Genomic DNA, 25,993 nt, shown 5'->3' with positions numbered 1-25,993 from the left:
AGCGGCCGGCTTTCAACAGCTCGACGACCCGCTCACGGAACTCCGGCGGGTATGGGGGACGTGACTTCGGCATCGTGGGACCCTTTTCGCACAGCGGGTGGAACTCCACGAAACCGGGGCAACTTCACACCTGGACTCGCCGGGGCTGCTAACTAAAGCAGCCATCCGCGCTCACATGTCGCCTCCCTACGAGGGCGACAAGCCCGTCTGGCACGCGGCGACATGGCAGGAGTGGGCGGAGATTCATACCGCTGTGCAGCCCGAGCCCCATTCCGTTTGGGTGTCGGACTTTCTCGTGAAGGACGCAGCGGAGTGGGCTCGCTCGCGGGTGGGAATCGTCTGGGTCGAGTTCCCAAAGCTGGGAGAGCGCATCGCGAAGACGGCAGGCGTCCCGTTCTACGGCGGGGGCAAGGCCGCGTCCGAGGCAATCCTCAGAGAGACCGGAACGCGCTCCGTAGTGGCAAGCATCAAAGCACACGCTACAGGGAAGAACTTCCATTAGTTCTCGCGCAACCTCGTGGTGACGCCGCCCGCGGATGGAGCTTCCTGGGAGCAGCTCCTCGCGCGCGCATCGACCCGGCCAACAAGCACCTTTCGTCGAGGTGGACGTGTGCCTGCACTCTCAGGACTTCACAGATGCGTTCGCCACTGCTCGCGAGAGGGCGCGATTTATTCAGCAGACTGACGGACAGCCACAAAAGCTACTACCACAGCCGACATCAAACACACGCACAGTCCTTCATGACTCCTCAACCTCCTCGGATGCATGCGCAGGCTCAGGTTGTTTCGGAGCAAAAGGCAGAGGGATGAAGATTCCTTTCGCCACCATCCAGTCTCGCAGTCGCGCCCTGTGAGGCACCAAGGAGTATGCGCCCCCTTCAGGGACGGCCTCCACAAATTCCTCGACCACCTCGAACTTCGGAACAAAATCATAAGACACAACTCCGACCCCATCGACACCTCGACAGATCGGCCGACCATACATCGCAACAGAAACAACCACAACATTCCCTCCGACTCGAAAGACCAAGATCCAGGGCACGCCAAAATCAACCCTAAATTCAACTCGACCATCCACGACAACAAAACCCGCCGAATCGCCCGAACATTCCAGCGGCGCACAGACTGGCATTATCTTTCCACAAACCACCACACCATCAAACCTTTGCTCTAAGAGTCTGCGACACTGCCGAATTCTTTCAGATTGCCCCAGAATCGAATCAATAGAGACTGAGACATCTCTCCCGATCCCCAGGCGTTCAACCACTACAATCAAGTCCGACACGACATCAACGACCTCGGAATCATCCAGTCCAAACCCACCTCTCCCAGGAAGCTCAAATCGAAAACCACTAACCCAGATACCATCAAGACATATTCTCAGCTCAATCCTCTCGCCACTAGCTCGCGACTCTCGAATCAAAACCATCAACCTAAAAGCATCATGCAACTCCGCTAGCGAGACCGCATCGCCATAGTCGGGCGCCACCATTCGGACATCCACTTTGTCGCCACGAGAAACAAACTCAAAAAATCGCATCTTGAGCCGAAACCCTTGCTTTTCCACAGGGAGATCCCGAAAGAAAAGATAAGTGGCATACATCTCTGCCTTCAGCAGCACCCGATGTTCTCTCCACGAAAATCTCACAAACACTGACTTTGCAGGAGGATTGTTTTTCGGGAAAGCAATCACCGCACTGGATGGCCATGGTAACGGCTTCCCTATATCGAAGCGAATCTCGGTTGCCTCTCTAATCTCAACCCGCATCGAATCCCTGAGCCCCAGTGCAAAATCTTCAAGAACCTCCCTGGAAGTACGTTCCACATCAGGCGCTACCCCAAACTTTCCCCTAATCGCGACTTCGGAAAAACCTACACTCCGAAACCACCCCGTCTTCCTTTTGGCGTACTCCGCAAGCCCCTCGCACACATAGCCTTCCAGACCTCGCCTTAGAGCCAAGCCTGTCGCCAGAGAATCAGGCTGGTCAAACCTGTCTTTTTCTTCCCATGGGACGCTTATCTCGATCTTGTTTAGCCTACCCTGCCTATCAACAGACAATTCGCGCAATCGCTTGAGGCATTTCCCTATCAGACGCTCACCAACGTGAACCAGATAAGCAGCCTGAGGTTGTTCCTTGCCACCATAAAGAACAATCACAACAAACGCGGGCTGAGGAGACTGACAAAGACGCAACAGATTCGACAATGCAATTTTGGGCGCTCGCGTTCCATCTGTAGCCTTCACCTGAACACGAAACTCAGGCATACTAGGTAACCGATCCAGCGAAATAGCCTCCGCATGTCCTTCCTTTTTTCGCTCGACCTCCAACAAGAAATCCCACCCGCCCTTATCGTCACCAGCCTTATTGGGAAACATGCCGCCAAGGAGAGCCCACTCCTTAACGCGCCCCTCCGCCAAACCCCCAATTAACACTCCTCGGTTCTCCATTAGACCTCCAGACTGAACAAGCTGACCGCACACCCGAATGTGCATGCGAACTCTAGCAAGCCGCACGCGTACTGGGCGCATGGACCACTCCCGGAAAGCGCCCCCATAAAGAAGGTGAGGACGTCCCTTTGGCGCCCCGCCATTCGAACGGAAACACGGGATATGAGCAACGCAGCACTCGCACGCATCGCCACCGCCCAGGCCACCCTCGGCGCGCAGTAGCTCAAGGCCGGACGCTACCGCCTTGAGGTGCAGTCCATCCGCACCAAGGACGGATTCAAGGGCCTGTCCGTCATCGCTGAAGTGAAGGTGGTGACGTCGGAAAGGACCCAGCCGAACGCCGAGCCCACTCGGCCCGGTCTCGTCGCCAGCTACGTGCCCCCTGTGTCAGGTAAGTTGTCGCCTCGGCTGAGGTGCCGAGCTGACGACGCCCAGGGGGCAGAATCCTGAGAATTCGGAGTCAGCGACCAGACAGCTCGCGCATTCTTTCCCAGGGCATCCGGTCCCCATTGCTGGCGGCACAGGGCATACAGCCGGTGCCGCGTGACCTGCGGCCGGAATGCCTGAAGGTATGCACGTTGCTCGGCACCGCTTGGTAGGCGAAGTAGCCCCTCACCCCGGTGCCGAGCCACTGTCCTTGGGCGTAACCGGCCGATGACCGGCGTTCTGCGGGCAAACGCCTGCCCCTACACCGCGTGATAGCGGCGTGATCTCGCAGGAGCCTCAGACTGCGTTCCCAGCGTGGGTGGATTCACGACGAGTCGTGTGACTGGGCCGGCCGCCAGCTGCGTATTCCGGCGATGGTGGCCCCCATTCCGACGCAAGCCGAGCAGCCGTTCCGGGCAAGGCAAACACCAGCTTCGGTGAAGCCGCCTCTCTGAGCGCGCTTGTAATACTCTATAGGTTCACTAACAATAGACCCTGAAACGCACCGCAACCAGCCCCGTCGCACACAGCCGCAGCCTACCCGTGCGCAGGGACGCCCGTGCCAGCGCCCGCCGCGCGTCTCAATCCCATCAGGAAGCCGCCCATGATCGATGACAGCACGCCGACCCACGAAACGCAGTTCGAGGACCCGACGCCGGAGAACAGCTCAGACCTGGAGCGCGCCCGCCCCCGGCTCCGGTTCACCATCGACACCACCACCTACGCGGCCCTCCGCACGCTGGATCGGCGGGGCAATGGCGAGGTGGTGCTCCTGGCCGAGCGTCACCTCCCCCACGGACTCGCCGGGCATGTCACCATCAAACGCCTGCGCAATCCCGCCTCCTTCGAGCGCTGCCAGCGGCTCATCGAGGAGGTCCAGCTCGCCTTCCGCCTCCACCACCCGGCCATCGCCCAGGTCCATCACCTGAAAATCCACGCCGACAGGCCGCACATCATCGCGGAGTACGTGGACGGGCCCACGCTGGACACCGTCATCAGCCTCGCCACCATGCGCGAGCGGCCGCTCTCCGCAGCCTTCGCCCTCTACATCGCCGCCGAGATTGCCGACGCCCTCCACCACGCGCACACGCTGAGGGATTCGGAGAACCGGCCGCTGGGCATCATCCACCGCGACGTCGCGCCCCGGAACACCCGCGTGGCCCGGAGCGGCGAGGTGAAGGTGACGGACTTCGGCGCCGCCTACTCGCTCATGGTGGGACGGGAGGAGACCCCGGGCCTCCTGCTCAAGGGCGACGTGGCGTACGCCTCGCCCGAGTACCTGCACCGCAAGCCCATGGATGGCCGGTCCGATATCTTCTCCCTGGGCCTCGTCCTCATGGAGATGCTGACGTGCAAGCACCTCTTCGACCTGGAGGACGCGCAGGCCCCCATCGCCGCGCTGGACGTGAAGACGGAGGAGGCGCCCTCCGTGCCCCTCACACGGATGATCGCGCTCGTCAGCCGCTACCGTCCCGAGGACGTGGAGCACGCGATGGCGGGCCTGCCGGACGCGCTCAAGGCCATCATCCACAAGGCCCTCCAGCGCAAGCCCTCCGAGCGCTACACCTCGGCCGCCGAGCTGCGTGATGCCCTGCGGGCGGCGCTCGCGGCACAGTCCCAGCCCTTCGGACGGAAGGAGGCGAGCGAGGAGCTCGCGCGGATGCTGTCGGACGCCTCCGTCCTGCGCGACCGGGTGGAGCTCGACGAAGCGGGCATCTTCCCCGAGGGACTGGACGCCGACGAAGCGACGCTCGCGCCGAACGCGAAGTGAGCGCGGGCGGCCGGGCGCCGCGTCAACGCAGCAGCACCTGGGCCACCTTCACGAGGGCGTCGAGCTGCTCCTCGTCCATCTTTCGCGCGAGGCCGGTGAGCTGCCGCAGCCTGGGCGCTCCGCCCGGGCCTCGCGCCCCCTTCCCCTCCTCCGCGTCCGCGAGCCCCAGCAGCTCGTCCGAGCCGATGCGCAGCACCGCGCACATCCGCAGCAGCGTCTGCACGCTGGGCAGCATCTTCCCGCGCTCCAGGCGGCTGTAGACCATGTGCGCCAGGCCCAGCTTCTCGGCCACTTCCGCCTGCGTGAGCCCGAGCTGCGTCCGGGCCTCTCGGGCGGCACTTCCAATGCGGGTCGCCAGTTCTTCGTTCATGCGTCGAGGTACCAGGAACACCGAGGACCCCGTCTGCCGCGGGCAGGAGGCCCGCGACTCGGGAACGCCCTTCCTGCCGCATCTTGGCGGCCGTGTCGATGCGCGACGAGCCCCCTGTCACACGGCGCCGCCCCACCTACTGGCCGGCCCCCTCGGGCGCGGGAAACGCCAGGCCCTCGCCCCTCAGGAGGAGGTCCACGGAGACACGAAGGACGCCGCACAGGTCCACCAGCGTGGGGAGGCTGGGCAACAACCTGCCGCGCTCCAGGCGACTGAGCACCAGCGTCGGCACGTGGATGGCCTCGGCCACCTGGGCCTGCGACAGGCCCGCTCGATGCCGGGCAGCACGGACCTGGGTTCCAATCCGCTGGGAGAGCTTCGCGTACATGAAGAGACCTGGGAAAAGAGGAGAATGCCGCGGGGACGGCACTCCGAGCATATACCTCAACAGGTTCAACCATGGTATCCGTCCAAGGTCTATGTTCCTCCCACGTTGCTTCGCGGGGGGAACCCTCACGAGTTCCATTGCCCGTTGAGCGCATGTCCAGGAACGCCGAGCCCGTACGCCCCGCCGAAGGAGAGGACTCGTGAGCCCGCGTCTGCATCCCGTCGTGCCCCCGGGCACGGACATTGGCGGGTACCTGGTGGAGGAGCGGCTGGGGGCCGGGGGCTTCGGCGCCGTGTACCGCGCCCGGCGTGGAGAGCGGAGCTCCGCGCTCAAGCTCATCCCGCTCTGGGGGCTGGCCGAGTGGGCGGAGCGCGAGGTGGCCATCCTCCTGCGGCTCAAGCACGCCAACCTGGTGCGCATCCGTGGACACGGCCAGTGGCCGGACGAGGCGCCCCAGTCCTTCTTCATCGTCATGGACTACGTGGAGGGGCGCCGGCTGGACGTGTGGGCCACGGAGGAGAACCCGTCGGCCCGTGAGGTGGTGCGCAAGGTGCTCGGCGTGGCGCGCGGGCTGGGCGCCGCGCACCGGGCGAAGGTGGTGCACCGGGACTTGAAGGAGAGCAACGTCGTCGTGCGCGACTCGGACGGCGAGGCGGTGGTGGTGGACTTCGGCGCGGGCGGGTACGAGAGCGCCCCCAGCATCACCGGCGGCGTGCTCCCGCCGGGCACCCTGGAGTACCGCGCGCCCGAGGCCTGGCGCTTCCAGCAGGAGCACGGCGACGAGCGTGGCCGCTCCTACCAGCCCGGCCCCTCGGATGACCTGTACGCGCTGGGCGTCGTGCTCTATTGGCTCCTGACGGGCAGGCAGCCCTTCCTGCCGGACGAGGCCGAGGGCGTGGAGGCCGTGCTCAACCGCGCCCCCAAACCGCCCCAGGCGCTCAACCCGCGCGTCCCCGGGGCCCTCGGCGACGTGTGCATGCGCCTGCTGGCCAAGACGCCCGAGGAGCGGCACCCCGACGCCGACACGCTGTGCGCGGAACTGGAGTCCCTGCTGGCCCAGGCGGACGAAGCCTGGGACGTGAAGCTCTGCGACGCCCATGGCGCGGACACCGCCACCACGCTCGCGGAGGCGCCGCAAGCGGTCGAAGACGAGCTGGCGCAGTGGCTGAAGCGGCGCAAGGCCCGGCCTCGTCGCGGGCCTCGTCCGCCACGAGGTGGGGACGCATACGAATCCGATGCAAACGCGGTGGCCATCCCGTTCGAGCCGCCTCCCGCGGCACGCGCCGGTCATTCCAAGGCCCTGCGCGTGGCGGCCTGGATGGCGCTCCTGGTGGTCTTGATTGTGGGCGGACTGGTGCTCGCGCGCGGACTGATGCCCTCCTCCCCTCCTGCCGCACGTCACGGGATGGCGCCCCATTCCCATGTCACCGTGGGCTCGCCCCCCGGCGGTTCCGCGTTCGTTCCCGCGTCCTGGAGTCCCGGTCAGGAAGTGGCGGCACCCTGGAGGCCACTGGAAGCTGACGAGGCCGCAGGCCCGCTCGATGGAGCATCCACCCTTGCGGCCGTCGCCGTTCCCGCGACGTATCCCAAGGAGAAGGCCTCCGTGAAGATGAAGAAGGACACCGGCATGCTCCCCCAGCCCGAGCCGCAGCGCCTCCGGGGCACAGCCGTTGGCAAGGCGCTTGGCCTGGGTGTCGCGGCCTGCCTTTCGATGGCGTGCCCTGGTTCCCAGGTGCGCCCGACGCTGCCTCCCGAGGACTGTCCTCCCGGGGCCATTGAGGCCATGGAACAGCTCGGCCTCTTCGCCCCCGGACTCGCGCGGCCTTCAACCACTTTCGACCTGAGCCCCGGCAAAGGTGGCAGAAACATCAAGGTCCGTGAGGGCACGACCACGGTCCGCATGGGAGTCACTTGGGGACGCATGCCTTCGCAGACCCTGTTCTCCGGGCAGCTCCTCGTCGGTCCAGAGCGGGTCTACGGACGACTCACCGAGGCGCGTACTCCCAAGAATGAGCGCATCCCCGTCTGCGTGCAGTTCGTTGAACCGGAGGACGGCCGCATCGGACTCCTGAAGATGGAGCCCACCCGAGCCCCCGGCACGGCCACCGTCTACTCCAGCCTGGATTTGAAGGCCGTGCGCCGCTTCGAGTGAGGACCGACCGTGCCCGCGTCGCCCATCGCCTTATTCGTGGTGCTCGTGCTCGCGTGTGGAGCCGCGACCGCCCAACCGTCTCCCACGGTCTCGGGCCTTGGGGTGCGCCGCGTCGAAATCTCGGCGGAGCCATCCTCGGCGGTGCCGCCTCCAGAGGTTCAGATAAGCCCACGCATGTCCACGTCCTTCGAGTTCGACTCCGCCCTGGATCCGGCGAAGGTCGTGCTCGAAGGCGAAGAGCGCTTTTCGCTCGTGGACCTCGGGCGAAGCACGCTCCGGCTGGTGCCCTCGGAGCAGCTCCTACCCGGCGAACGCCTACTGCTGACGGTGCGCTTCCAGGATGGCTCGGTCCCCCTTGATGCGGCCTTCGTCCTCGTCGCCCACCCCGCGCGCGGCGAGCGCATCGTCGAGGTGTGGAGACAGGCGCGCACGGCGGAGTCCTACCAGCAGGAGGCGAAGGAGGCCCGAGCGGAGACCCAGCAGTGCCACGAGGAGAACGCGCGGCTGAGGGGGGAACAGCGGGAACCGAGCGGCATCGCGGGCCTCCTGGCCAACGGTGTCATCCAAGACGAGGAGGGCGTCGCCGCGAAGTTCCTCCGCGTCAACGAAGAGGTTCGTCAGCATCCAGGCAACGCACTCTGGGCACACCGGGCTTGGAGTTATCGCGCCCCTGTTCGCGTGGCCGTAGCGGTGGAGTTCGAGAACCCGGACGCCGCGAACCCCTGGACCGCGGAAGGTGCATCGCTGGTGAGCAAGCCGGGCACGTCCCTGAAGATCCTGACCATCTGGCAAAAGACCCCCATCTCTCGCGATCCGTTCGGCCGCGTCGTGGTGGAAGCAGAAGCGACGCCGGATGCGGCACAGGGGCCGTTCACCCTGAAGCTGTGGGGCTCGGGCGGGCTGCGCGCCATCACGCTCTCCGGCGTGACGTTCCCGTAGGCACGCCCACAGGCTCACGCACGCGCCCCAGCGCCGCTCCAGCCCGAAGCACCTGTCAGGTCTATCTGGTATTGCAAGACCTCGCCTCGACACTGGGCTCCCAGCGAACGGGGGCCAGCGCCAGGAGGGCTCCGCGTGCTGCCGCGATGGTCGACTCCCCTACTGCTCGCGATGCTGCTCGGATGCAGCGGCACCACGAAGTCCGTGCGCCTGCACACGGGCCTCGGCGAGCCCATCGTCCTCACCCCACGCAGCGGCGATGCCGCGCCGGTGGAGCTCGACAAAGACGACTTCGTTGAAGCCGTAGAAGCGCTCGCCCAGAGCGTGCGGCCGTCCACTCGTCCCCAGGAAACGGCCCGGCGGTTGTTCGAGGTGGATTCGCGCAGCGGCTCGTACCTGTATGAGCCGCGCGGCCACCGTGTCATCCCGCTGGGACCGGGTGAACACCTGGCGGGCGAACCACCCGCGACAGAGGTGGAGTTGACGCGCGCCTACCTGCGCTGGTGCGAGCGCACGGACAGGCCCGGCGATTGCCTGCGCCTCCTGGTGGAGAACCCCACGGTCACCGGGGATGGCCGTTACGCCCTGGCCATGGCCCTGGCCCAGGGCGTCGTGTTGGACGAGATGATGGACGCCTTCAAGGACATGGCCGAGCCCCAAGCAATGATGGCGGCGGTTCTTTGGACGTGGACCACGTACTGCATCTTGCTCGCGGTGCCCGAGCCTTTCTCGAAGGGCGTGGCCGCCGTGATGACCGCCTCCCTCATTGCCTACGTGGGGGTCGATACGTTCTGGAGCCTCATCGTGGGCTTCAAGCGGTTGGTGGAGGAGGCGGAACGGGCCACCACGTTTGACGAGCTGCGCGAGGCGGGGGAGCGCTACGGCAAGGTCATGGGCCGCAACGCGGCGCGCGCGTTCGCCATGTTGGCCACGGCCGCCATTGGGAACACGGCGACAGGGCTGGGGGCGAAGGTGCCAAAGCTCCCCGGCGCCGCGCAGGCGGCGGTGCAGGCCGAAGCGCAGGTGGGCATCAGGCTCGCAGCGGTCGCGGACGTGGGAACGGTGGCCGTGAGCGCGGAGAACGTCACCATCGCCCTCGCGCCCGGCGCGGTGGCCATGGCGGCCAGAGGCACGGGCGGCGGCGCCTCCGCCAAGGCACGTCCTACGGGTTACAGGGCCTGGGGCTCGTTCAGTGGCTTCAAGAAGGCCATGGGCCCGGCGGGCAAGAACAAGGAGTGGCACCACATCGTCGAGCAGACCCCGGGCAACGTGAAGCAGTTCGGGCCCCAGGCCCTCCACAACACCGACAACATCATCCCGCTGGACAAGGCCCTACACAGCAACGTCAGCGCGTTCTATTCGTCGATTCGACGCGATATTACCGGCTCGCCATTGACCGTACGGAAATGGTTGAGCACACAGTCCTACGAGGCCCAACGTGACTTCGGGATACTGGCCATCAAGAACATCGGGAAGGGGCTCTGGTGATGAAGTTGGAGGATCTTGTCGAGCAGTTCGCCCAGAACGTGGCCGCGCAGAACGAGGCCATCCTCCGGGGAGACGCCAAGACCGGGAACAAGCACGCCAGGAAGTATGGTGCCGCCGTCGATAAGCTCCTGGCCCACGGCAATGCCGGACGTGACGCTCTCGCCGTGCTGCTCAAGCATGAGCGACTGGACGTGCGCGTGATGGCCGCCGCGCATCTGCTTCGCTATCGGACGGCCGAAGCCAAAGCGGTCCTGGAGGAAGCAGCCAAGGGGCAAGGGCTGGTCCCATTCGGAGCGCAGCAGGCATTGAAACGCTGGGAAGAAGGAACCTGGGCGCTCGATCCAGAGTAGCCCGCATCGGCTGGACCACCTCATGCCGACGCGGTTCTTCAAATGGACCGATGATGGGTACCTCTTCGGCCGGCGGGAGCTACGGCATCCTCTCGATCATGAGGGACAGAAGCTCGATGACCCGAGTCGAAACTCGCGCGGGAAGCGCATCTTCAAGGCCTTGTGGGGGTGCACGGTGTTGTAAGCCATTGGTACTGCGAAGGCGCTTCCAGTGGGCATTGGCGAGGACGTTTCGCGTCAGGTGCACGGTGCAGCGCTGCAGCCGCGCCTCCGGCAGGGCCTGCCGGGCCGCAGCGGCCAGCCCTCTCTGCCAATGTGCGTGAGACCCAACGCAAGCTCGGGCTGTTGGCCATTGAGAACGTGAAGGAGAGGGTTTGGTGATGACGCTGGAGGAACTGGTCGATCAATTCGCGCGGAACGTCGCGGCCCAGACCGATGCCATCCGGCAAGGAGATGCCAAGACGGGGAATCGCCACGCCAAGCAGTACATCGCGGCGCTTCAGCAACTCCGGGCGTACGGGGATGCGGGTCGGGAAGCCCTCGCCGTGCTGCTAACGCATCCCCGTACGGACATTCGCGCCATGGCGGCTGGATTCTTGCTCCGCTACCGGACGGCGGAAGCCAAGGCCGTGTTGGAGGCTGCGGCGAAGGAAGGAGGCGTCGGCGCCCTCGACGCAATTATGACCCTGCGGCACTGGGAGAACGGAACCTGGGCGCTCGATCCAGAGTAGCCCGCATCGGAGCCCCCCCTCGGCGCTGTCCAGGCGAGCCAGGTATACGTAGTCGCGCTTGAGGTCACCGGCGTCTGGGATGACTGCCGCTACCTCGACATGTTCCTGCTGAAATCCCCCTGCCCCCGCCGCTGCTTGATGCCTCCGAGGCGCATTCCTCCCCCGCCCCCCTCCTACACACGATTCGGGACTTGACCCTTTGCAGCCGTAGAAGTCGATAGGGGCTTTCGATGCCGGAACACCGCACTTGGCACGAAATCAGGGAGTTGAACCGCCGCGTTACCGACCTTGGAGAACCGCTCGTTCTCACGGATGAAAACCGCGCGCTCCTGACCAATACCGCTTCCGAAGTAGCCATAGCGCCACAGGACGTCACCCAGGCACTCCAGGACGATGTGAGCGCCGCCGCGCTGCTCAAAGAGATTGCGAAGCGTATCCGGGTGGGCTCGCGGCGCCTGTCGCGTGCCATCACCGAAGCACTCAAGCACCAGGAGGCAGGCGACCTTGACGCCGCACGCGCGCCTTTCCTGGAACTGCTCAATGTTGAAGTCGTCCCGTTCTACCGCGAGCTTGCCCAGGTTCAGCTAGACGCGCTCGACGAGCCGTAACGACAACGGGAGCGCGACTGACGCCGCGCCCCCGCCATACTCAGGGGTCACTACCGGGCCTGGAACGACTGAGCTGACCTGACGGCGGCCCCAGGTCGGATTGGGATTCGCGCCGGCGAAATCTCCGGCCCCACCGGGCTCTCACAGTCGGCTCCAGTTCACCACAGTGCCGCCCATTGACACTGACAGTGAACACGTGAACTCCTCTGGTATGAATCACCAGGGGGCGCGCATCCGTGAGCCGAGCGACGTCAAAGTCGGTACGCCGGAGTGAGTCGACCCGGCCTTCGGATTCATCCAGACGTCCTGAGAGCGCGCCGTCGGAGCGATCTGCTCCTGGCGTTCCCGCCTTCCTGCGCGGGCGGTCCGGCGAGAGCGGCCCTAGCGCACGCGCCCACCCCAGCTTGGCATCGGGTGTCCCGCGTTACATGCGAGGTGGATTGGGGTCCCCCGTCGGGCCTCCGCTCCAGGCGAAGTGCGCGGCATGTGAATCCGGAGGCGGCCCGTGCGCGGCGTGCGGGGAGAAGGACGCGGTGCAGCCTCAGGCAGCCGGAGGCACCGTGGAGTCACGGCCCGCGGCCATCCGGCGCGAGGCCCATGCAGGCGTGAAGGATGCCAGCGCGCCCCTTCCCCACTTCGCACAGCTTCAGCAGGCGTTCGGCCGCCATGACCTGTCGAACGTCACAGCCCGTGTGGGCGGTGAGGCCGCGCTCGCGAGCGACCGGATGGGGGCCCATGCATTCACAATGGGCAATCGCATCGCCTTTCGTGGCCCACCTGACCTGAGACTGGCAGCACACGAAGCGGCGCATGCTGTTCAGCAGCGCTCCGGCGTACAACTCCATGACGGCGTCGGCCACCCAGGAGACCCCTACGAGCGCCAGGCGGATGAGGCCGCTGACGCCGTGGTCCGAGGCGAAACCGCCGAGCCCATCCTCGACCGCGCGGTGGGCCCCTCCGGTCCTCCGGTGACGGGAACGTCTCCAGGCGCAGCGCCCGTCCAGCCCTTCCTCGCAGCCAACGTCCACCGCCTCTTCGAACCGCCTGCAGCACCCTCCCGAATGCCCAGGCCGCGAGGTGGCGGTGGCTCCTCCAACGGCGGTTCGCGCGAATCGACCGAAGGCCGCTCGGCCCAGGATGGACAGTCCACTGACAGCGGCTCGGGGGCCGCTGGAAGCGCGCTTGGCGCCGCGGCGGGCCCCGCGACCGATGCACTGACTTCCGGTCCAGCTGAGCCCACGAGCGACACGGCCGCCCCTCCTGGCGGCACCGAGGGCGCACAGACCTGCGCGGGCGGCGGCCCGCAGAACGCAACCTGCTACACGGAGGCCATTGAAGAGCCCGAGGAGGAGCCCGAACAAGAGCCTCCCGAGCCAGCGCCCACGGAGTCGCAGGAAGCCGCATCCAGCGTCAGTCCCGATGCCGAGGAGCAAGACAACTGCCCCATTGAGGAAGCCATCTCCGAGCAGGTGCCCTCCTCCACGGAAGCCGCGGCGCCCGCGCAGTCCACGCTGGACAGCAATGCTTCCAGCCCTGAAGCCGCTGAAGCTTCCGCGGAAGGGGCCCCCACGGGTGACGCCGCAGCTGCACAGTCCTCGGAGGCATCTGGGGGCAACGGCGGAGCCCCGGCGGAAGACGCCGCGAATGAGGCCGCTCGTACGCCGCTGGACGAAGCCATCGCCACGGCTGAAGTCCAGCGGTGGGATGCCGTAGCGGCGAATGGAAGTGCGTCCGCCTCGCTCGCCAACGCCGGGGCCGGGGCCATTTCGCTCCGAGGCGGCGTGCAGTTCGTCCCGGCGCCAGGTGCGACGTCGGCGGACGACGCGCGACGTGTTGACGCGAACTCACGCGCGGACGCGTTCTTCCTTCAGGCGGCCAATCGAATCGAGGACGCGGTTCTCCTGGCGCTGGATGATGTTCCAGCCCGCATCGGCGCGCTCGCCGAGACGTACAAGAGCGCGATCTCCGCCTCCATGGAGGAACAGAAGGCGGCCATCAGCGCCAGCGTGGAGCAGGCACGCGTCGCCGCCACCGCCCAGGCCGAGGGAGCCCGCCAGCAAGTCCTGTCCGAGCATTCCACCACCGTCTCCACCATCCACTCGGAGACCGACAGTGCGATCGAGTCGCTCCGGGCCGTCTACGACTCCAGCCTGATGCTCGTTGACGAGCAGGAGTCCGGCACGCTGGACAGCGTCAACTCCCTCTACGCCCAGGCCCGCATTGCCCACGAAGCACTCGGCCCGACAGTGGGCGATGAGTGCGTCCAGCTCGGCGAGGAGTACGCGGAGGAATACGAAGGCTGCAAGATCAACAAGAAGGACAGCTTCTTCGCGGGCTACCTGACCGACCGCCGCGCCGAGGCCCAGATGAAGGCCGCGCGCGAGACGGCCAAGGGCTATCGCAAGAGCCTGGTGGACACGGCCACGAAGCAGGCCGGCGAGGCGATGAAGGGGCGCCAGTTGGACCGCTGCGGTGTCATCGCCGCGGCCCGCCGTGCCCGCGAGACGCTCGACACGCAGTACGAGCAACTCGTCGCCGCGCTCGAAAGCAGCCGGACACAAGCCCTGACGCAGGCGGAGACCACGCGCGACTCGATGATGGCCTCCGTCGACTCGGCCTTCATCGCCGAGTTGGCCCGGCTGGACCGCCACGAACACGACCAGCGTCAGTCCGTGAATGACACGGGCTACCTGCAACAGGTCCTCATCGAGCTGGCAGCCTTCGCCTCGGCGACGTCCATCCAGAACGCCGTGACGGGCGCCATCGACACCCTGGTGCAGGCGCTCACGGGCGTGCGCGACCTGTTCTCCACGCAGTCCGCTCCAGAGGGCGAACAACTGGAGCGCATCCTCGGGCAAGCCATGGGCGGGCTCGAAGGCGGGCTGGATGGCCTCGTCTCCCAGGTGGAGCATGGAGCCGCCGGCGCCCTGGAGCGCGTGGACGGCGTGGGGAACCAAGGGCTGGAGGCCATGCTGCGGCTGGGCCAGTCCTCCGAGGAAGCGACAACGGCCCTGGTTGATTCCTTCACGGCATCCATGGGCGCATTGGCGGAAGGAGCGACCACAAGCTTCGGCCAGCAGCGCGACGCGTTCACCACGCAAGCACAACAGGTGGCTTCGGACGGAGCCACCGGCCTGGAGACCGTGGCCACCGGCTTCCAGACGACCTGCACGACGATTCTCACCCACGTCGAGAGCGCACTCGTGGACTCCGCGGACGCGCTGGAACAGAGCCTCCGGGACTCCAAGGCGCAGCTCGACTGCGACATTCCCGTCCAGGCCCAAGAGGCGGCGTCGAAGGAACAGCCTGCCTGGAAGGGCGTGCTGGCGGTGGTGCTCATCATCGCCATCGTCATCGTGGTGGCGCTGGTCGTCGGCCCGGCGGTTATTGGCGCGGTGGGCGCGGCGGCGAGCGCGCTGGGCGCCGGAGCGGCAGCCGCGACCATTGGCACCATCGTGGGCGGTGCCATTGTCGGCGCGGCGACGTCGGCCGCCATCCAGGTCCTCAACAACTGGGCGTCGGGCGAGCGCCTCATGGCGGGCGTGGGCAAGGCCGCGCTGATGGGTGCGATTGGCGGCGTGTTCGGCGCGGGCGCGGGCGCCATCATCCAGAACGCCGTCAAGAGCGTGGCCCTTCAGTTCGTGGCCAACATCGCCGCCGATGCGGTGCTGGAAGTCGCCACCCAGCTCATCACGGGTGAGTTCTCCTGGCATGCGCTGGGCATGTCGGTGCTCATGTCCGTCGTCACCGGCGGCTTCGGCGAAGTCCCTCGCATCAAGCGAGTCCAGCAACGGTGGATGGCTCGCGGCGCGGGCGTCGTGCCTGGCTCACGGGCCCGCGCTTTCCGCGAGTCCATTGCTCCCCGGCCCACAGCGGAGAGCGATGCCGCAACCACGGCAAGCCCCCGCCCCGAGGCAGAGACTGACGCCCCCGACAGGCTGAGTCCCGAAGCCGAGGCTGACGTCTCCAGGACACCACGGCCCGAGTCGGAGACCGACGGACCCAGCACGCCACGTTCCGAGGAAGAAACCGACGTCTCCACGACGCCTCGCCCTGAGGCAGAGACCGGCGTCTCCACGACGCCTCGCCCTGAGGCAGAGACCGACGTCTCCACGACGCCACGACCCGAGGAAGAGTCGGCGTCCCCCTTGAGGACCGAAACAGAACCCGTCACCCATCCAGAATCCCTTGCCGGGTCGACCTCGCGTGCCACAGTAGCGGTAAACTCTGAAGGCGATGCGGCCGCGTCAAGCGCCACCAGTACGAGTCCCTCGAATAATCGTGACAACTTTGACGACATTGAATTCAACCCAAACGATCGAGCGCGTCAGACAGTAGGCTGGTCTGACATCCCCGGCACCCCGGCCGCGAGCGCGACACATCTTGAGTTCATCAAAAATGGCATCGACTTCATGGAGGGTATCTCCAAGGGGATGCGTAGCCGCCTGGATGACCTCGTCCACAAGATTCTCCCGAACGAAGCTGCTGCACTTGCCGATATTGACGCCCGTATTACGGCCAATTCCGAAGACCCGCTTAATACGAAGAACGCCTGGGTCGGCGAGAACGGCCGCAAGCCATCCCCGGAGGACATCGAGCGAACCCTCGCACTACAAGAGGACCTCCGACATGAGTACGCCCGCCTCAAGAACGACCGTAACCAACTCCTCAAAGAGATCGAGCAGCGGTCCAGCGACAATCAGGAGAAGGCCACGAGGGTGATGGTTGAATTGCGCAATGCGCTTCTGGGAACTCCGACGCCACAGGCAACGGCGATCGCTGCCGGAGTGACCATCACACCGGCGGGCCAGAAGGCCATCCGTGCCGCTGAACGCACCGAGGCAGATGTTCGCGCCGATATCGAAAGACACTATCGAATGACGGGCAATGATCTCCCCCAAGGTTTCATCCTGACCAATGGGAGCCACCCTCGCGACGTGCGTGCGCGTTACGAGCATGACGCGAACTCCATCAATCTTGGCAAAAATCCCAAGCCGGAGACCATACACCACGAACTCGCTCACCGCATCGAGCACGTCGATCCCGATGTCTCCACGGCCTCCAAATCCTTCGTCAAAGCCCGCGCCCAACGTCTTGCTTCATCAGGGGAACCGATTGCGCGATCGATGAATGATCTCACGAAAACCAAGGACTTCGACTCCAACGAGATGGGCTTTGAGGGCGGCTTCATCAGAAAATACACCGGGAAAGACTATGGCGGCGGCGACCCGGCAACGGAGGTCGTCACGACGGGCATTGAGCGCTTCCTTTCCCCCTACGAAATGATGAAACTCTATCGTCAGGACCCGGAGCACTTCTTCTACGTCTTGGGTGTCATTCAGAGGACGAGGGCGCGCGCCGGACTCCCCATGCCCACTACTGGCACCTCAAGGAAGTGAGTGATGATCCGCTACAGGTTGATGCCCCCTTCCACGTCATCGTTCGCACGCATCAAGAATGAACTCTTCGTCTGGCTGGATGCCGACTACCAGGACCAACTGGGCCGCCTGCAGTTCGAAGGTCCCGCTCCGATCGTGGCGGAAGTACGACGGGCACTTTCGAATGCGCCAGGGTACCGAGAAAGCAAGATGAACGTCGATGGCTTGGTCATGCCACTCGACTTGCGGACAGCGATGGGCAGCAACGTCATGCGGCCGTTCCAACCGGAGCTGGTCGAGGGTGCGAACGTACTCACGAGCCCGAGTCCTCCGACTCTGACGACGGAGGAACTCACGGTCGAATTCGCGAGCCGATTCGCGACCTGGGTCGTCACGAACCTACCAGGCCCTGTCAAAGTCCGGAGCTATGCGTGGGAGCACCTCGTCCGAGGACTCCAGGGAACACTGTTCGAGTGGTCCTTCTGGCGCCCCAAGTACCCGTCCGAGGAAATGGCCGCCAGCGCCCTTGCGGTCCCCCTCCGCGAGGCGCTGGCCCATGAGACGGCGCGTCTCAAGAACGTGTACGAGAGGCACCCTATCGACCAGCGCCTCGTTCCCCCCTCGCTGACACCCGAAGAAGCGCAGCAAGTCGCGAACGTCTTCGTCGAAGCGCTCGACACCGCGGCACCTGGTGATGATGGCGCCGCGACGCTCATCGTTCGGCTCCACGAGCAGCTCCTCGCGCTCGGACTCATGAGCCGGAGAGAGACATGACCGCCAGCGCGCGAGACATCCTCCAGGCCCTCCTCCAGAAAAAGGCTCGCGCGCGGGACCTTCAGCTTCACGGTGCGGACCTCACTGGCGCCCAACTCGACGGACTGCGTGGAGACGGCTTGGACCTGGGCACTGCCAGCCTGCGTGGCGCCAGCTTGCGCGGTTCGCGGTTCTCCGCATGCTCGTTCGAGCGCGCGGTGCTCGAAGGCTCTGTACTGGAAGGTGCGACGCTCCGGCAGTGCCGGCTCGATGGCGCCGACCTGCGACGGACTCGGCTCCTCGAGGCTCGCCTCGAGGACAGCTCCGCGCGCGGCACAGACCTGTCCCAAGCCGACCTGCGCAAGACCCGGCTCTCGGAGACATCGTTCTCACGGGCCATCCTCCGCGAAGCCGTGCTCGACGGCGCGGAAGGCGTCGGCGTGGAGTTACGGGGCGCAGACCTCACGGGCGCGTCACTCGTGGACGTGCGGCTGGACGAGGCGGACTTTCGCGGCGCCGACCTGACGGGTGCCAATGTGTCAGGCGGGAGCTTCCGCCACGCGGACTTCCGAGGCGCCATCGTGGACGGCGTGCAGTGGACCGGGTGCGACCGCACCGGCGCACGCTTCGATGCGGAGGACGCCACCCCGCCGCGCTCCCAGCCCAGCGATACGGGCATCCCGCCCAGCGCTCCCGAGAACTTCGATGCCCCAGCGATGGCCACCTGGCTCGGAAACCTGATGGAGCACGCGCTGCGCTCCGCGCCAGGCAGCGTGCACGGCGCAGCCACACGAGGCCCTGAGACACCCGCCGAATTGTTACAGCTCCTCGGCTCGCTGCAGCAGGACCTCGGCGCCCGTGGCGTCGAACTCCCGGACCTGACCGCACGCGTCCAACCGCTGCTCTCCGCCCTGGAACAGCGTGGCGATGAGCCGCCCGAGGAATGGAAGGCCTTGCTCGAAGCGCTCACCCCCACGGGAACCGAGGGGCGTGACGCGAGCGCCGAAGACATCGTCCGCGCGCTGCTCGCCCGGCTTCAGGCGCCTCGATAGGCATCTCCCACCGTCTCAACAGGTCTCAGGCACTTCACCCACCGCATGAGGTGACTTGACTCATCGTGGATATTTCGACACCATATCCATACTCGAAGGCGAATCTCATTCACCTTTAGAACATACACGCGGTGCACTTGGGGGGACCAACGTGGCCGGCTTTTCCGCCATCTATTCGGTAGGCGATTCGCTGGTCTCATATCTGAGACACGCCTACGAGTTGTCTCACGAGCCCGAAGGCCTGCCCACGTGCCGTTTCGAGCTCGTCCCAAGCGGAAAGATGGCTGGAAGCGAGACAAACACCCCTCCGGTCGAAGTCCCAGGCGTCACCCTCTTCCTCTACCGCGTCGCCGTCAACGAGCACTTGCGCAATGAGCCACGCGCGGAAGCGCCTCCGCCGCTCGCACTCGACTTGCATTACCTGCTCACGGTCTGGGCTGAAAACGTCGACGACGAGCACCGCATCATGGCCTGGGTCATGTTGCAGCTTCACACGCACAACGCGTTGAGTGCCTCTGACCTGTCCCCCGTGGGCGTCTGGCGTCCGGACGAGCTGGTGCAAATCGTCCCGGCGGAAATTCCTCAGGAAGACATCTTGCGGATGTGGGACGCCTTGCGGCGCCCCTATCGCCCTTCCGTCACGTACGTCGCCCGCGTCGTCTGCATCGACGTGCAGGGCAAACCCGCTGGTCGGCCCGTCGTCGCACGGCGCTTCGACTTCACGGACGAGGTGCCCAGGCGATGATTCTCGAACGCACCGAGAGCCGCGCACTGGCCGCCATCCGCTTCCTCGACGCGGAGACACAACGCCCCCTCACGGAGCCCATCACCGTCGCGGGGCATGGCCTCCGCTTCGCTCGCAACGTCCGCGGGCTGCACGTGGTGACGGACGCGCCGGGCTTCTCCGACTACGCGGCGAGCTTCGAGTTGCCGGACCCGCTCCCCGCCGCGGCCGCCTTCACCCTGGTGGCGAGCGACCCCACACGCCACTATCTTGCCCGGAGCTTCACGCTCGAATTGCCACGAGACGCGACGGCTCCGCCCACGGGTCTGCCGCTCCCGCCAGACTCCGTCTTCCGCCCGCTCGACGTCACCCTCTACCCGTCGCCGCTGATGCGCCCGTCCGCGCGCAGTGCCGTGGTGCGGCTCCGTGTCGTGGACGCCCACGACACGCCACTGCCCGGCGCGCTGGTGTCGCTTGCGCTGGCCGACCCGGAAATCACGCGCTGGGGCCTGTCGAACGAGCGGGGTGACGCGCTCATCCTCGTGCCCGGCATTCCCATCGCGGACTGGGGCAATCCCGAGGCCCCCGTCCACTTCACCTTCAGCCTGGCCGCTGCCTGGGCGGCATTGCCGCAGCCTCCGGACCCCGACGCACTCTCCCTGGACTTCCACCCCTTGAGCAGCACCCTCGACGTCGCGGCCGGCGAAGAGGTCACCACCACCATCAAGCTCGATTGGGTCGAGCTCTGAACACAGACCAATGACGGCGCGACCGCGCGCCACGTAACGAGAAAGTGGGGGCTCGCGTGCCTGAATATCTCGCACCCGGTGTCTACGTCGAAGAGACGAGTTTCCGAGCCAGGTCCATCGAGGGCGTCAGCACCAGCACCAGCGGCTTCGCGGGCCCGGCACGCAAGGGCCCCGTTTCCGGCACCCCGTCGCTGGTGACGAGCTTCCCCGAATTCGTCCGGCTCTTTGGTGGCCTCGCGGACCTGGACCTCACCGGCACCGAGGAGACGACCAACTACCTGGCGCACTCGGTCCGCGCCTACTTCAACGAGGGCGGCTCCCGCCTCTACGTGGCTCGCGTCTTCTCGGGGACGCCAGCCAATGCCACTGCTGGCGCGGACGTCATCCCCAACGCGGACGCGAACCTGCGCGCGCGCTTCACCGCGAGGTTCCCCGGCCGCGCGGGTAACGGAAACATCAGCGTCCGGGAAGTGCTCGCGCCCGCCACGGTCGGCGCCATGCGGCGCGCGCCCACAGGCAGCCTGGTCCGGCTGAATCAGACCGCCGCCTCGGCCGCACGCATCGTGGGCACCCTGCCCCCGCCCTTCAACGTCCCCGATGGCACCACGCTCACGCTGACGTTCGACGGGAACACTGACGTCACCGTCACATTCTCCGGGCGCAATGCCGAAGCCGCGGCGACGGCGGAGCTCGACCCTTCGACGACATTCCTCGAAGCCAACCAGACGCTCACCGTCACCCTGGGCGGACAGGCGCAGACCCTCACCCTGCCCACCGATGCGCCGTTGACACCCGCGGAGGTGGTGGACACTCTCAACCGGCAGCTTCGGGGTGGTTACGCCCGGCTCAGCGGCGCCGATGACGCCGCGCCCGTCGGCCGTCTCCTCCTGGGCACCGATGCCCGCGGTACCGGGGCCCTCATCCAGGTCTCGGCCAACCCGCAGCTCAAGCTCGCCGCACAGACGGTCGACAACGCGGCAGACCCGCAGAGCAACGTGAGCGACCTGGGCGCGGTGTCCCTCGCGGACATCCAGGCACTCCTGGGCGCCAACGCCACGGCGTCCGTCGAGGACAACAAGCTCGTCATCAGCCACCCGCTCCCCGGTGCCAGCCATTCGTTGGAGGTGGCCTCGGTGAGCTCCAGCGCGCTGGGCCTGGACGCGGCCACCTCGGAGCCCGGGACGGACGGCACGGCGGGGGTGACCTGGTGGCTGAAGCAGGCGAACGGCACCTGGTCCAACGGCAGTGACACGTTGCCGCTGCCGAACGACACCGCGTCGCAGTTCCAGCAGCTGCCCGGGGACAGCCAGTTCGTCACGCTCACCGTCACAACTCAGGACGGTGACGGGCAGGAGCGGCTGTACGAAGGGCTGGGCGTGGACCGCGCCCATCCCCGTTACCTGGGCCACGTGCTCACCCCTTCGCCCGCCACGCTCTCCGAGCAGATGGAGCGGATGTACGCGTTCGAGGCGGGCAACGGCGTGTCCGCGTTCGCCTTGCGCACGGCGCTGGCCGCGGGCCCCTTCACGCTCACCGGTGGTTCCGACGGGAACGAGCCGAGCGCGGCCTCGTACGAAGACGCGTTCGAGCGGCTGGGCGGCGTGGAGGACATCTCCATCATCGCCGCGCCGGGCTCCTCGGCGTATGCGTCGGCGCAGGCCGTGAGGCTCGGGCTCATCAGCGCCGCGGAGCGGCGCCGAGCGTATCGCATCGCGGTGCTGGACACGCCGCGCGGATACGGGCCGCAGGACGCGCTGGCACTTCGCGCGCAGGTGGACTCGACCAAGGCCGCGCTCTACTACCCCTGGGTCGTCGTCGCCAACCCGCTGGCCGGGTCCGAGGCGGCCGATGTCCCTCGTGAAATCGCGCTGCCGCCGTCCGCCTTCCTGTGCGGCATCTACGCCCGCAGCGACATCGAACGCGGCGTGTTCAAGGCGCCCGCGAATGAAGTGGTCCGTGGCGCGCTGCGCTTCGAGCAGGACATCCACTTCGCGCAGCAGGAGACGCTCAACCCACAGGGCATCAATTGCCTGCGCTTCTTCCCGGGGCGCGGCTACCGCGTGTGGGGCGCGCGCACCGTCAGCTCCGACCCGGAATGGAAGTACGTGAACGTGCGGCGCTACTTCAACTTCCTGGAGCGCTCCGTGGACGAAGGCACGCAGTGGGCCGTGTTCGAGCCCAATGGCGAGCGCCTGTGGGCCAACATCCGCGAGACGATTGGCAGCTTCCTGGAGAACCAGTGGCGCACGGGCGCGTTGCTGGGCACCGACCCGAAGCAGGCGTTCTTCGTCCGGTGTGACCGCACCACCATGGACCAGAACGACCTCGATAACGGCCGACTCGTCTGCCTCATCGGCGTGGCGGTGGTGAAGCCCGCTGAGTTCGTCATCTTCCGCATCGGCCAGAAGACGGCGGATGCCCGGACCTAACGCAAAGGACTCGCCGCCATGCCTACCCGCCCCACGCCCTACGGCGCCTTCAATTTCGAAATCAGCTTCGACGGCACGTCCTTCGGTGGGTTCTCCGACGTGTCCGGACTCAGCACCGAAGTCACCCTCTCCGAGTACCGCGAGGGCAGCGACCCGGAGAACCACGTGCGCAAGGTGCCCGGCGCCTTCAAGACGGGCGACGTCACCCTCAAGCGTGGCGTCGTCGACTCGCGGGCCATCTGGACGTGGGTGGAGGACGTCCGCCGCAACGGTCCGCTGGGACGCAAGGCCGCCGTCACCATCCGCTTGCTCGACGAGGCTCGCAACCCCGTGCAGTCCTGGAAGCTGGTGAACGTCACGCCCATGAAGTTCACCGGCCCCACGCTGGCCGCCAAGGGTGGCGGAGACGTGGCCATGGAAGAGCTCGTCCTCGCCGCGGAAACGGTGCGGATGGGCTTCCCGGACGTGGACTGAGCGGAGCATCAGGGGGAGCTCCCGGGCCATGCGGCGACTGACCTTCGAAGTCACAGAACGCGTGGCGCCCACCGCGCCCGAGCGGATGGACGTTGCCCTCTTCGTGGGCTTCGTCCGCCGTCGACCGGGCACGTCCGTGCCCGCCGCGCTGTCGCGCTACCTGTTCGAGCAGGGGTGGATGACCGCCCCCACGCTCCGCGTGGACCCCAACGATCCGCAGGCCCCGCTCACCGACGTCCCCCTGCCCTTCGAGAGCTTCGCTGCCTTCGAGCGCATCTTCGACTGGCGAGCCCGCGCCGGAACCGCCCCCGACGAGTTCACCGCCCTGGGAGCGGCGGTGCAGGCTTTCTTCGTCCAGGGCGGGCGCAAGTGCTACGTGGTGCGCATGGCGGACCCGCTCACTCCAGGGGCGGAGCGCGCCACTCGGCTCGGGCGGCTGAACCTGCTGCTGCCGGGCAGCAGAGTGCCGGCGCCTCCTGGCATGGAGCACCCCGCCTCCGCCGCGGACCGCACGACGTGGCACGGCGCGGCCCACCTGTTCGGCCTGCAGGATGTGTCCTTCCTCTGCCTTCCAGACCTGCCGGAGCTGGTGGCGGACGCGCCCGAGCCACTCCCCATCCCCCGCCTGCCACCCGCGGGTGCCCCAGGGTTCGTGGAATGCGCCACGCATGGCGCTGCCATCGGGTCCGAGTGGAAGACGCCGGAGCGCGCGGCGCCTCGCTGCGGACTCACAGCCTACCTCGACTGGGCGGCCTTCCTCGCTGTAGTGGCCGAGCTCCTCCGCGACAGGCGCCTCCGGGAGACGCACCTGGTCGCGGCGCTGCCGCTGCCCTCGACAAGCCTGGTCTTCGATACTCCCGCGGGCAAGCGCGCCGCGACGCAGGATTTGGGCGCGTTCCTCCATGCCAGCGGAGTGCTCACCCCATTCCAGAGCGCGTTCATCCAGCTCGCCTATCCTTGGCTGAGGACCGCGTCCTCGGAGGGACTTCCGGAGCGGTTGGTGGCCCCTGACGGGGCGCTGACGGGGGTGCTGGCACGCAACGCACTGCTTCGCGGCACCTTCCGAAGCGCCCTGGGACTGGGGCTCGCGGAGGTACGAGAGGTCTTCCCAATCCCAACACGCTTGGACCAGGAACCGCGCGAGCCGGGTTCGCCGCTGCGCGCACTGGGCGAGCGCGTCACGTTGCTGGGGCCCACGCCCCGCGGGATGCAGGTGTTGTCCGACGTGACGTCCAGCCAGAGGGGCAGCCACCGTCAGGCTCCGGTGAGCCGGCTCATCTCCTCGGTGCTGCGAGCGGCGAGGCAACTCGGCGCGGACCTGACGTTTTCACCTTCCAACGAGGACACCTGGTTGGCGCTGCGCTACCGGATGGAGTCCGTGCTCGGCCGGTTCTTCGCGGAGGGCGCACTGCGAGGAGCGACGCCGCGCGAGGCGTTCTCCGTGCGGTGTGACCGGACGACCATGACGCAGGACGACCTCGATAACGGGCGGCTCATCGCGCTGGTGGAATTGGCTCCCGCGGCGGCAATCGAACGAGTGCAGGTCCTTCTCTCCGCGTTGGAGGGTGACGTGTCACTTCAGCAGGAGGAAGCCGCATGAGCGGAGACCTCTGGCCACTGCACACCTTCCGCTTCGAACTCACCTTCCAGCCCGAGCCGCTGTCGGGCAGTGGCCCGGAAGAGGCACCCGTAGACGGGGCATTCTCCGAGTGCACGGGTCTGGAAGCCACCATGGAGCCGAAGGCCATTCGCGTGGGCGGCCACAACCTGGGCGCCGTGCAGCGCGCCGGGCCGGTGAGCTTTGGCACCGTGGTGCTCAAGCGAGGCCTCTCGTCGGGCGAGCGGCTGGCTCGCTGGTTCATGAGGGTGACGAGTGGCGACTACGGGTACCGGTGCACCGTGCGAATCCGCCTCAAGGCCCCGTCGGAGAACGGAGGGACCCAGACGGTGCTCACCTACAAGCTGGAGCGCGCCATGCCGGTGAAGTTCAAGGCGGCCGACTTCAACGCCCGCGCGACGGACGTCGGTATCGAAGAGCTGCACCTCGTGCACGAAGGACTGTCCCTCGAGGACTAGCGCGCCATGCCAGACACGACTCCCGAAAGCGCGAGTTTCATCAACGAGAGCAACGGCGAAGAGGTGCTGGTGCACTTCAATCCGAGCTCGCTCCAGTACACCGTCACCAACAAGCTCCAGAACGCTCAGGGCCAGGAGAATCAGCAGTTCGTCTCGGAGAGCAGCGCGAAGCTCACCCTGGAGCTGGTCTTCGACACCACCGGCACGGGCGCCAACGTCTGCGACCACACGATACGCATTGCGCAGTTCATGGGCGCCAAGAGCCAGATTCCTCCGGATGTCACCTTCCGGTGGGGCGCCTTCGAATTCACCGGTCTGGTGGACACCTATCGGGAGACCATCGACTTCTTCGCGTCCGATGGCATCCCCCTGCGCTCGACCGTCTCGGTGGGCATGACGCGGCAGCAACGCGTCTTCTCCAGGGGAGCCGAAGGCGAAAGTTCGCGGCAGATGGCCGCTGCGCGCAACCAGCCCATCTCGCGCGCCGTCGCGGAGCAGAACAGTGAAGACAATCCGCGCTTCCCCAGCCAGGACGTGATGACCGTCGACCCGTCCGTGCCACTGGCCCCGCCCACAGCGTTTGCAACAGGCGGAGCCCTGAGCGCGGGCCTGGCGGGTGGAATCGGAGCGGGTGCCGGGTTCGGTGTTGGAGGTGGGTTCAGCGCGGGGGCGGGACTCGGCGTTGG

Annotated in this window: 20 protein-coding genes and 2 pseudogenes; 18 read left to right on the top strand and 4 right to left on the bottom strand. The window is 66.5% G+C overall.

Annotated features, from left to right (window positions below; genetic code table 11):
* The first annotated feature begins 175 nt into the window (after positions 1 to 175).
* Positions 176 to 502, top strand: a complete 327-nt coding sequence (locus tag FMP39_RS37610) for a hypothetical protein (protein ID WP_194858659.1) — start codon at positions 176 to 178, stop codon at positions 500 to 502.
* A 237-nt stretch (positions 503 to 739) separates the two neighbouring features.
* Here FMP39_RS37610 and FMP39_RS32685 read toward each other — a convergent pair whose 3' ends face one another.
* A complete protein-coding gene (locus FMP39_RS32685; RefSeq protein ID WP_194858658.1) occupies positions 740 to 2,377 on the bottom strand; it encodes a hypothetical protein in 1,638 nt (545 codons plus the stop codon).
* A 1,102-nt stretch (positions 2,378 to 3,479) separates the two neighbouring features.
* On the opposite strand from FMP39_RS32685, the gene FMP39_RS32680 reads away from it, so the two are divergent.
* Positions 3,480 to 4,646, top strand: coding sequence for a serine/threonine-protein kinase (locus tag FMP39_RS32680; protein ID WP_141593961.1), 1,167 nt, complete (start codon positions 3,480 to 3,482; stop codon positions 4,644 to 4,646).
* Between the two features lie 22 nt (positions 4,647 to 4,668).
* Here FMP39_RS32680 and FMP39_RS32675 read toward each other — a convergent pair whose 3' ends face one another.
* Together FMP39_RS32675 and FMP39_RS32670 are read right to left on the bottom strand one after the other, a co-directional pair.
* Positions 4,669 to 5,016 (bottom strand): helix-turn-helix transcriptional regulator, encoded by a 348-nt coding sequence (locus tag FMP39_RS32675; protein ID WP_020479164.1) that lies wholly within the window; start codon positions 5,014 to 5,016, stop codon positions 4,669 to 4,671.
* Between the two features lie 136 nt (positions 5,017 to 5,152).
* Positions 5,153 to 5,404, bottom strand: a complete 252-nt coding sequence (locus FMP39_RS32670; protein WP_228558534.1) for a helix-turn-helix domain-containing protein — start codon at positions 5,402 to 5,404, stop codon at positions 5,153 to 5,155.
* Positions 5,405 to 5,603: 199 nt separating this feature from the next.
* Here FMP39_RS32670 and FMP39_RS32665 point away from each other — a divergent pair, with 199 nt between their 5' ends.
* The 4 genes from FMP39_RS32665 (at position 5,604) to FMP39_RS32650 (ending at position 10,333) form a co-directional block, all read left to right on the top strand.
* Positions 5,604 to 7,556, top strand: coding sequence for a serine/threonine-protein kinase (locus FMP39_RS32665; protein ID WP_141593959.1), 1,953 nt, complete (start codon positions 5,604 to 5,606; stop codon positions 7,554 to 7,556).
* 9 nt (positions 7,557 to 7,565) lie between these two features.
* Entirely contained in the window at positions 7,566 to 8,495 is a 930-nt protein-coding gene (locus tag FMP39_RS32660) for a DUF2381 family protein (RefSeq protein WP_141593958.1), read from the top strand.
* Positions 8,496 to 8,630: 135 nt separating this feature from the next.
* Entirely contained in the window at positions 8,631 to 9,983 is a 1,353-nt protein-coding gene (locus tag FMP39_RS32655) for a hypothetical protein (protein WP_228558533.1), read from the top strand.
* Positions 9,983 to 10,333: a DUF2019 domain-containing protein gene (locus tag FMP39_RS32650; RefSeq protein WP_141593964.1), complete on the top strand. Its 351-nt coding sequence runs from the start codon at positions 9,983 to 9,985 to the stop codon at positions 10,331 to 10,333. The genes FMP39_RS32655 and FMP39_RS32650 overlap by 1 nt, the downstream gene beginning before the upstream one ends.
* 214 nt (positions 10,334 to 10,547) lie before the next feature.
* Here FMP39_RS32650 and FMP39_RS32645 read toward each other — a convergent pair.
* Positions 10,548 to 10,637, bottom strand: a pseudogene (locus FMP39_RS32645) (transposase); the annotation flags it as partial.
* Between the two features lie 76 nt (positions 10,638 to 10,713).
* On the opposite strand from FMP39_RS32645, the gene FMP39_RS32640 reads away from it, so the two are divergent.
* The 12 genes and pseudogenes from FMP39_RS32640 to FMP39_RS32585 all read left to right on the top strand — a co-directional run.
* On the top strand, positions 10,714 to 11,064 hold the full coding sequence (locus FMP39_RS32640; RefSeq protein ID WP_141593963.1) for a DUF2019 domain-containing protein: 351 nt from the start codon (positions 10,714 to 10,716) through the stop codon (positions 11,062 to 11,064).
* Between the two features lie 230 nt (positions 11,065 to 11,294).
* Entirely contained in the window at positions 11,295 to 11,672 is a 378-nt protein-coding gene (locus FMP39_RS32635; RefSeq protein WP_141593957.1) for a DUSAM domain-containing protein, read from the top strand.
* A gap of 560 nt (positions 11,673 to 12,232) precedes the next feature.
* Positions 12,233 to 17,071: a DUF4157 domain-containing protein gene (locus FMP39_RS32630; RefSeq protein ID WP_228558532.1), complete on the top strand. Its 4,839-nt coding sequence runs from the start codon at positions 12,233 to 12,235 to the stop codon at positions 17,069 to 17,071.
* A gap of 3 nt (positions 17,072 to 17,074) precedes the next feature.
* Complete coding sequence (locus tag FMP39_RS32625) at positions 17,075 to 17,824, top strand: hypothetical protein (RefSeq protein WP_141593955.1); 750 nt, start codon at positions 17,075 to 17,077, stop codon at positions 17,822 to 17,824.
* On the top strand, positions 17,821 to 18,855 hold the full coding sequence (locus FMP39_RS32620; RefSeq protein ID WP_141593954.1) for a pentapeptide repeat-containing protein: 1,035 nt from the start codon (positions 17,821 to 17,823) through the stop codon (positions 18,853 to 18,855). The genes FMP39_RS32625 and FMP39_RS32620 overlap by 4 nt, the downstream gene beginning before the upstream one ends.
* A 151-nt stretch (positions 18,856 to 19,006) precedes the next feature.
* Complete coding sequence (locus FMP39_RS32615; RefSeq protein ID WP_074960177.1) at positions 19,007 to 19,600, top strand: DUF4255 domain-containing protein; 594 nt, start codon at positions 19,007 to 19,009, stop codon at positions 19,598 to 19,600.
* Entirely contained in the window at positions 19,597 to 20,328 is a 732-nt protein-coding gene (locus FMP39_RS32610; protein ID WP_141593953.1) for a hypothetical protein, read from the top strand. The genes FMP39_RS32615 and FMP39_RS32610 overlap by 4 nt, the downstream gene beginning before the upstream one ends.
* Positions 20,329 to 20,384: 56 nt before the next feature.
* The gene (locus tag FMP39_RS32605; RefSeq protein WP_228558531.1) at positions 20,385 to 22,757 is read left to right on the top strand and encodes a phage tail sheath subtilisin-like domain-containing protein; all 2,373 of its coding nucleotides are present in this window, start codon (positions 20,385 to 20,387) and stop codon (positions 22,755 to 22,757) included.
* Between the two features lie 18 nt (positions 22,758 to 22,775).
* Complete coding sequence (locus tag FMP39_RS32600) at positions 22,776 to 23,231, top strand: phage tail protein (protein ID WP_011554491.1); 456 nt, start codon at positions 22,776 to 22,778, stop codon at positions 23,229 to 23,231.
* Positions 23,232 to 23,259: 28 nt separating this feature from the next.
* Positions 23,260 to 24,831 (top strand): phage tail sheath protein, encoded by a 1,572-nt coding sequence (locus FMP39_RS32595; protein WP_141593951.1) that lies wholly within the window; start codon positions 23,260 to 23,262, stop codon positions 24,829 to 24,831.
* On the top strand, positions 24,828 to 25,307 hold the full coding sequence (locus FMP39_RS32590; protein ID WP_141593950.1) for a phage tail protein: 480 nt from the start codon (positions 24,828 to 24,830) through the stop codon (positions 25,305 to 25,307). The genes FMP39_RS32595 and FMP39_RS32590 overlap by 4 nt, the downstream gene beginning before the upstream one ends.
* A gap of 6 nt (positions 25,308 to 25,313) precedes the next feature.
* A pseudogene (locus FMP39_RS32585) lies at positions 25,314 to 25,993 on the top strand (hypothetical protein); the annotation flags it as partial.

The organism is Myxococcus sp. AB056 (genome assembly GCF_006547365.1).
Classification (GTDB): Bacteria; Myxococcota; Myxococcia; order Myxococcales; family Myxococcaceae; genus Myxococcus; species Myxococcus virescens.
This window is presented reverse-complemented; position numbering and strand designations above follow the sequence as displayed.

Excerpts from the sequence above, each read along its gene's own strand:
- FMP39_RS37610 (WP_194858659.1), top strand. The coding sequence starts at position 176 with ATGTCGCCTCCCTACGAGGGCGACAAGCCCGTCTGGCACGCGGCGACA.
- FMP39_RS32685 (WP_194858658.1), bottom strand. The coding sequence starts at position 2,377 with ATGTTTCCCAATAAGGCTGGTGACGATAAGGGCGGGTGGGATTTCTTG.
- FMP39_RS32680 (WP_141593961.1), top strand. The coding sequence starts at position 3,480 with ATGATCGATGACAGCACGCCGACCCACGAAACGCAGTTCGAGGACCCG.
- FMP39_RS32675 (WP_020479164.1), bottom strand. The coding sequence starts at position 5,016 with ATGAACGAAGAACTGGCGACCCGCATTGGAAGTGCCGCCCGAGAGGCC.
- FMP39_RS32670 (WP_228558534.1), bottom strand. The coding sequence starts at position 5,404 with ATGTACGCGAAGCTCTCCCAGCGGATTGGAACCCAGGTCCGTGCTGCC.
- FMP39_RS32650 (WP_141593964.1), top strand. The coding sequence starts at position 9,983 with ATGAAGTTGGAGGATCTTGTCGAGCAGTTCGCCCAGAACGTGGCCGCG.
- FMP39_RS32640 (WP_141593963.1), top strand. The coding sequence starts at position 10,714 with ATGACGCTGGAGGAACTGGTCGATCAATTCGCGCGGAACGTCGCGGCC.
- FMP39_RS32635 (WP_141593957.1), top strand. The coding sequence starts at position 11,295 with ATGCCGGAACACCGCACTTGGCACGAAATCAGGGAGTTGAACCGCCGC.
- FMP39_RS32625 (WP_141593955.1), top strand. The coding sequence starts at position 17,075 with ATGATCCGCTACAGGTTGATGCCCCCTTCCACGTCATCGTTCGCACGC.
- FMP39_RS32620 (WP_141593954.1), top strand. The coding sequence starts at position 17,821 with ATGACCGCCAGCGCGCGAGACATCCTCCAGGCCCTCCTCCAGAAAAAG.
- FMP39_RS32610 (WP_141593953.1), top strand. The coding sequence starts at position 19,597 with ATGATTCTCGAACGCACCGAGAGCCGCGCACTGGCCGCCATCCGCTTC.
- FMP39_RS32600 (WP_011554491.1), top strand. The coding sequence starts at position 22,776 with ATGCCTACCCGCCCCACGCCCTACGGCGCCTTCAATTTCGAAATCAGC.
- FMP39_RS32595 (WP_141593951.1), top strand. The coding sequence starts at position 23,260 with ATGCGGCGACTGACCTTCGAAGTCACAGAACGCGTGGCGCCCACCGCG.
- FMP39_RS32590 (WP_141593950.1), top strand. The coding sequence starts at position 24,828 with ATGAGCGGAGACCTCTGGCCACTGCACACCTTCCGCTTCGAACTCACC.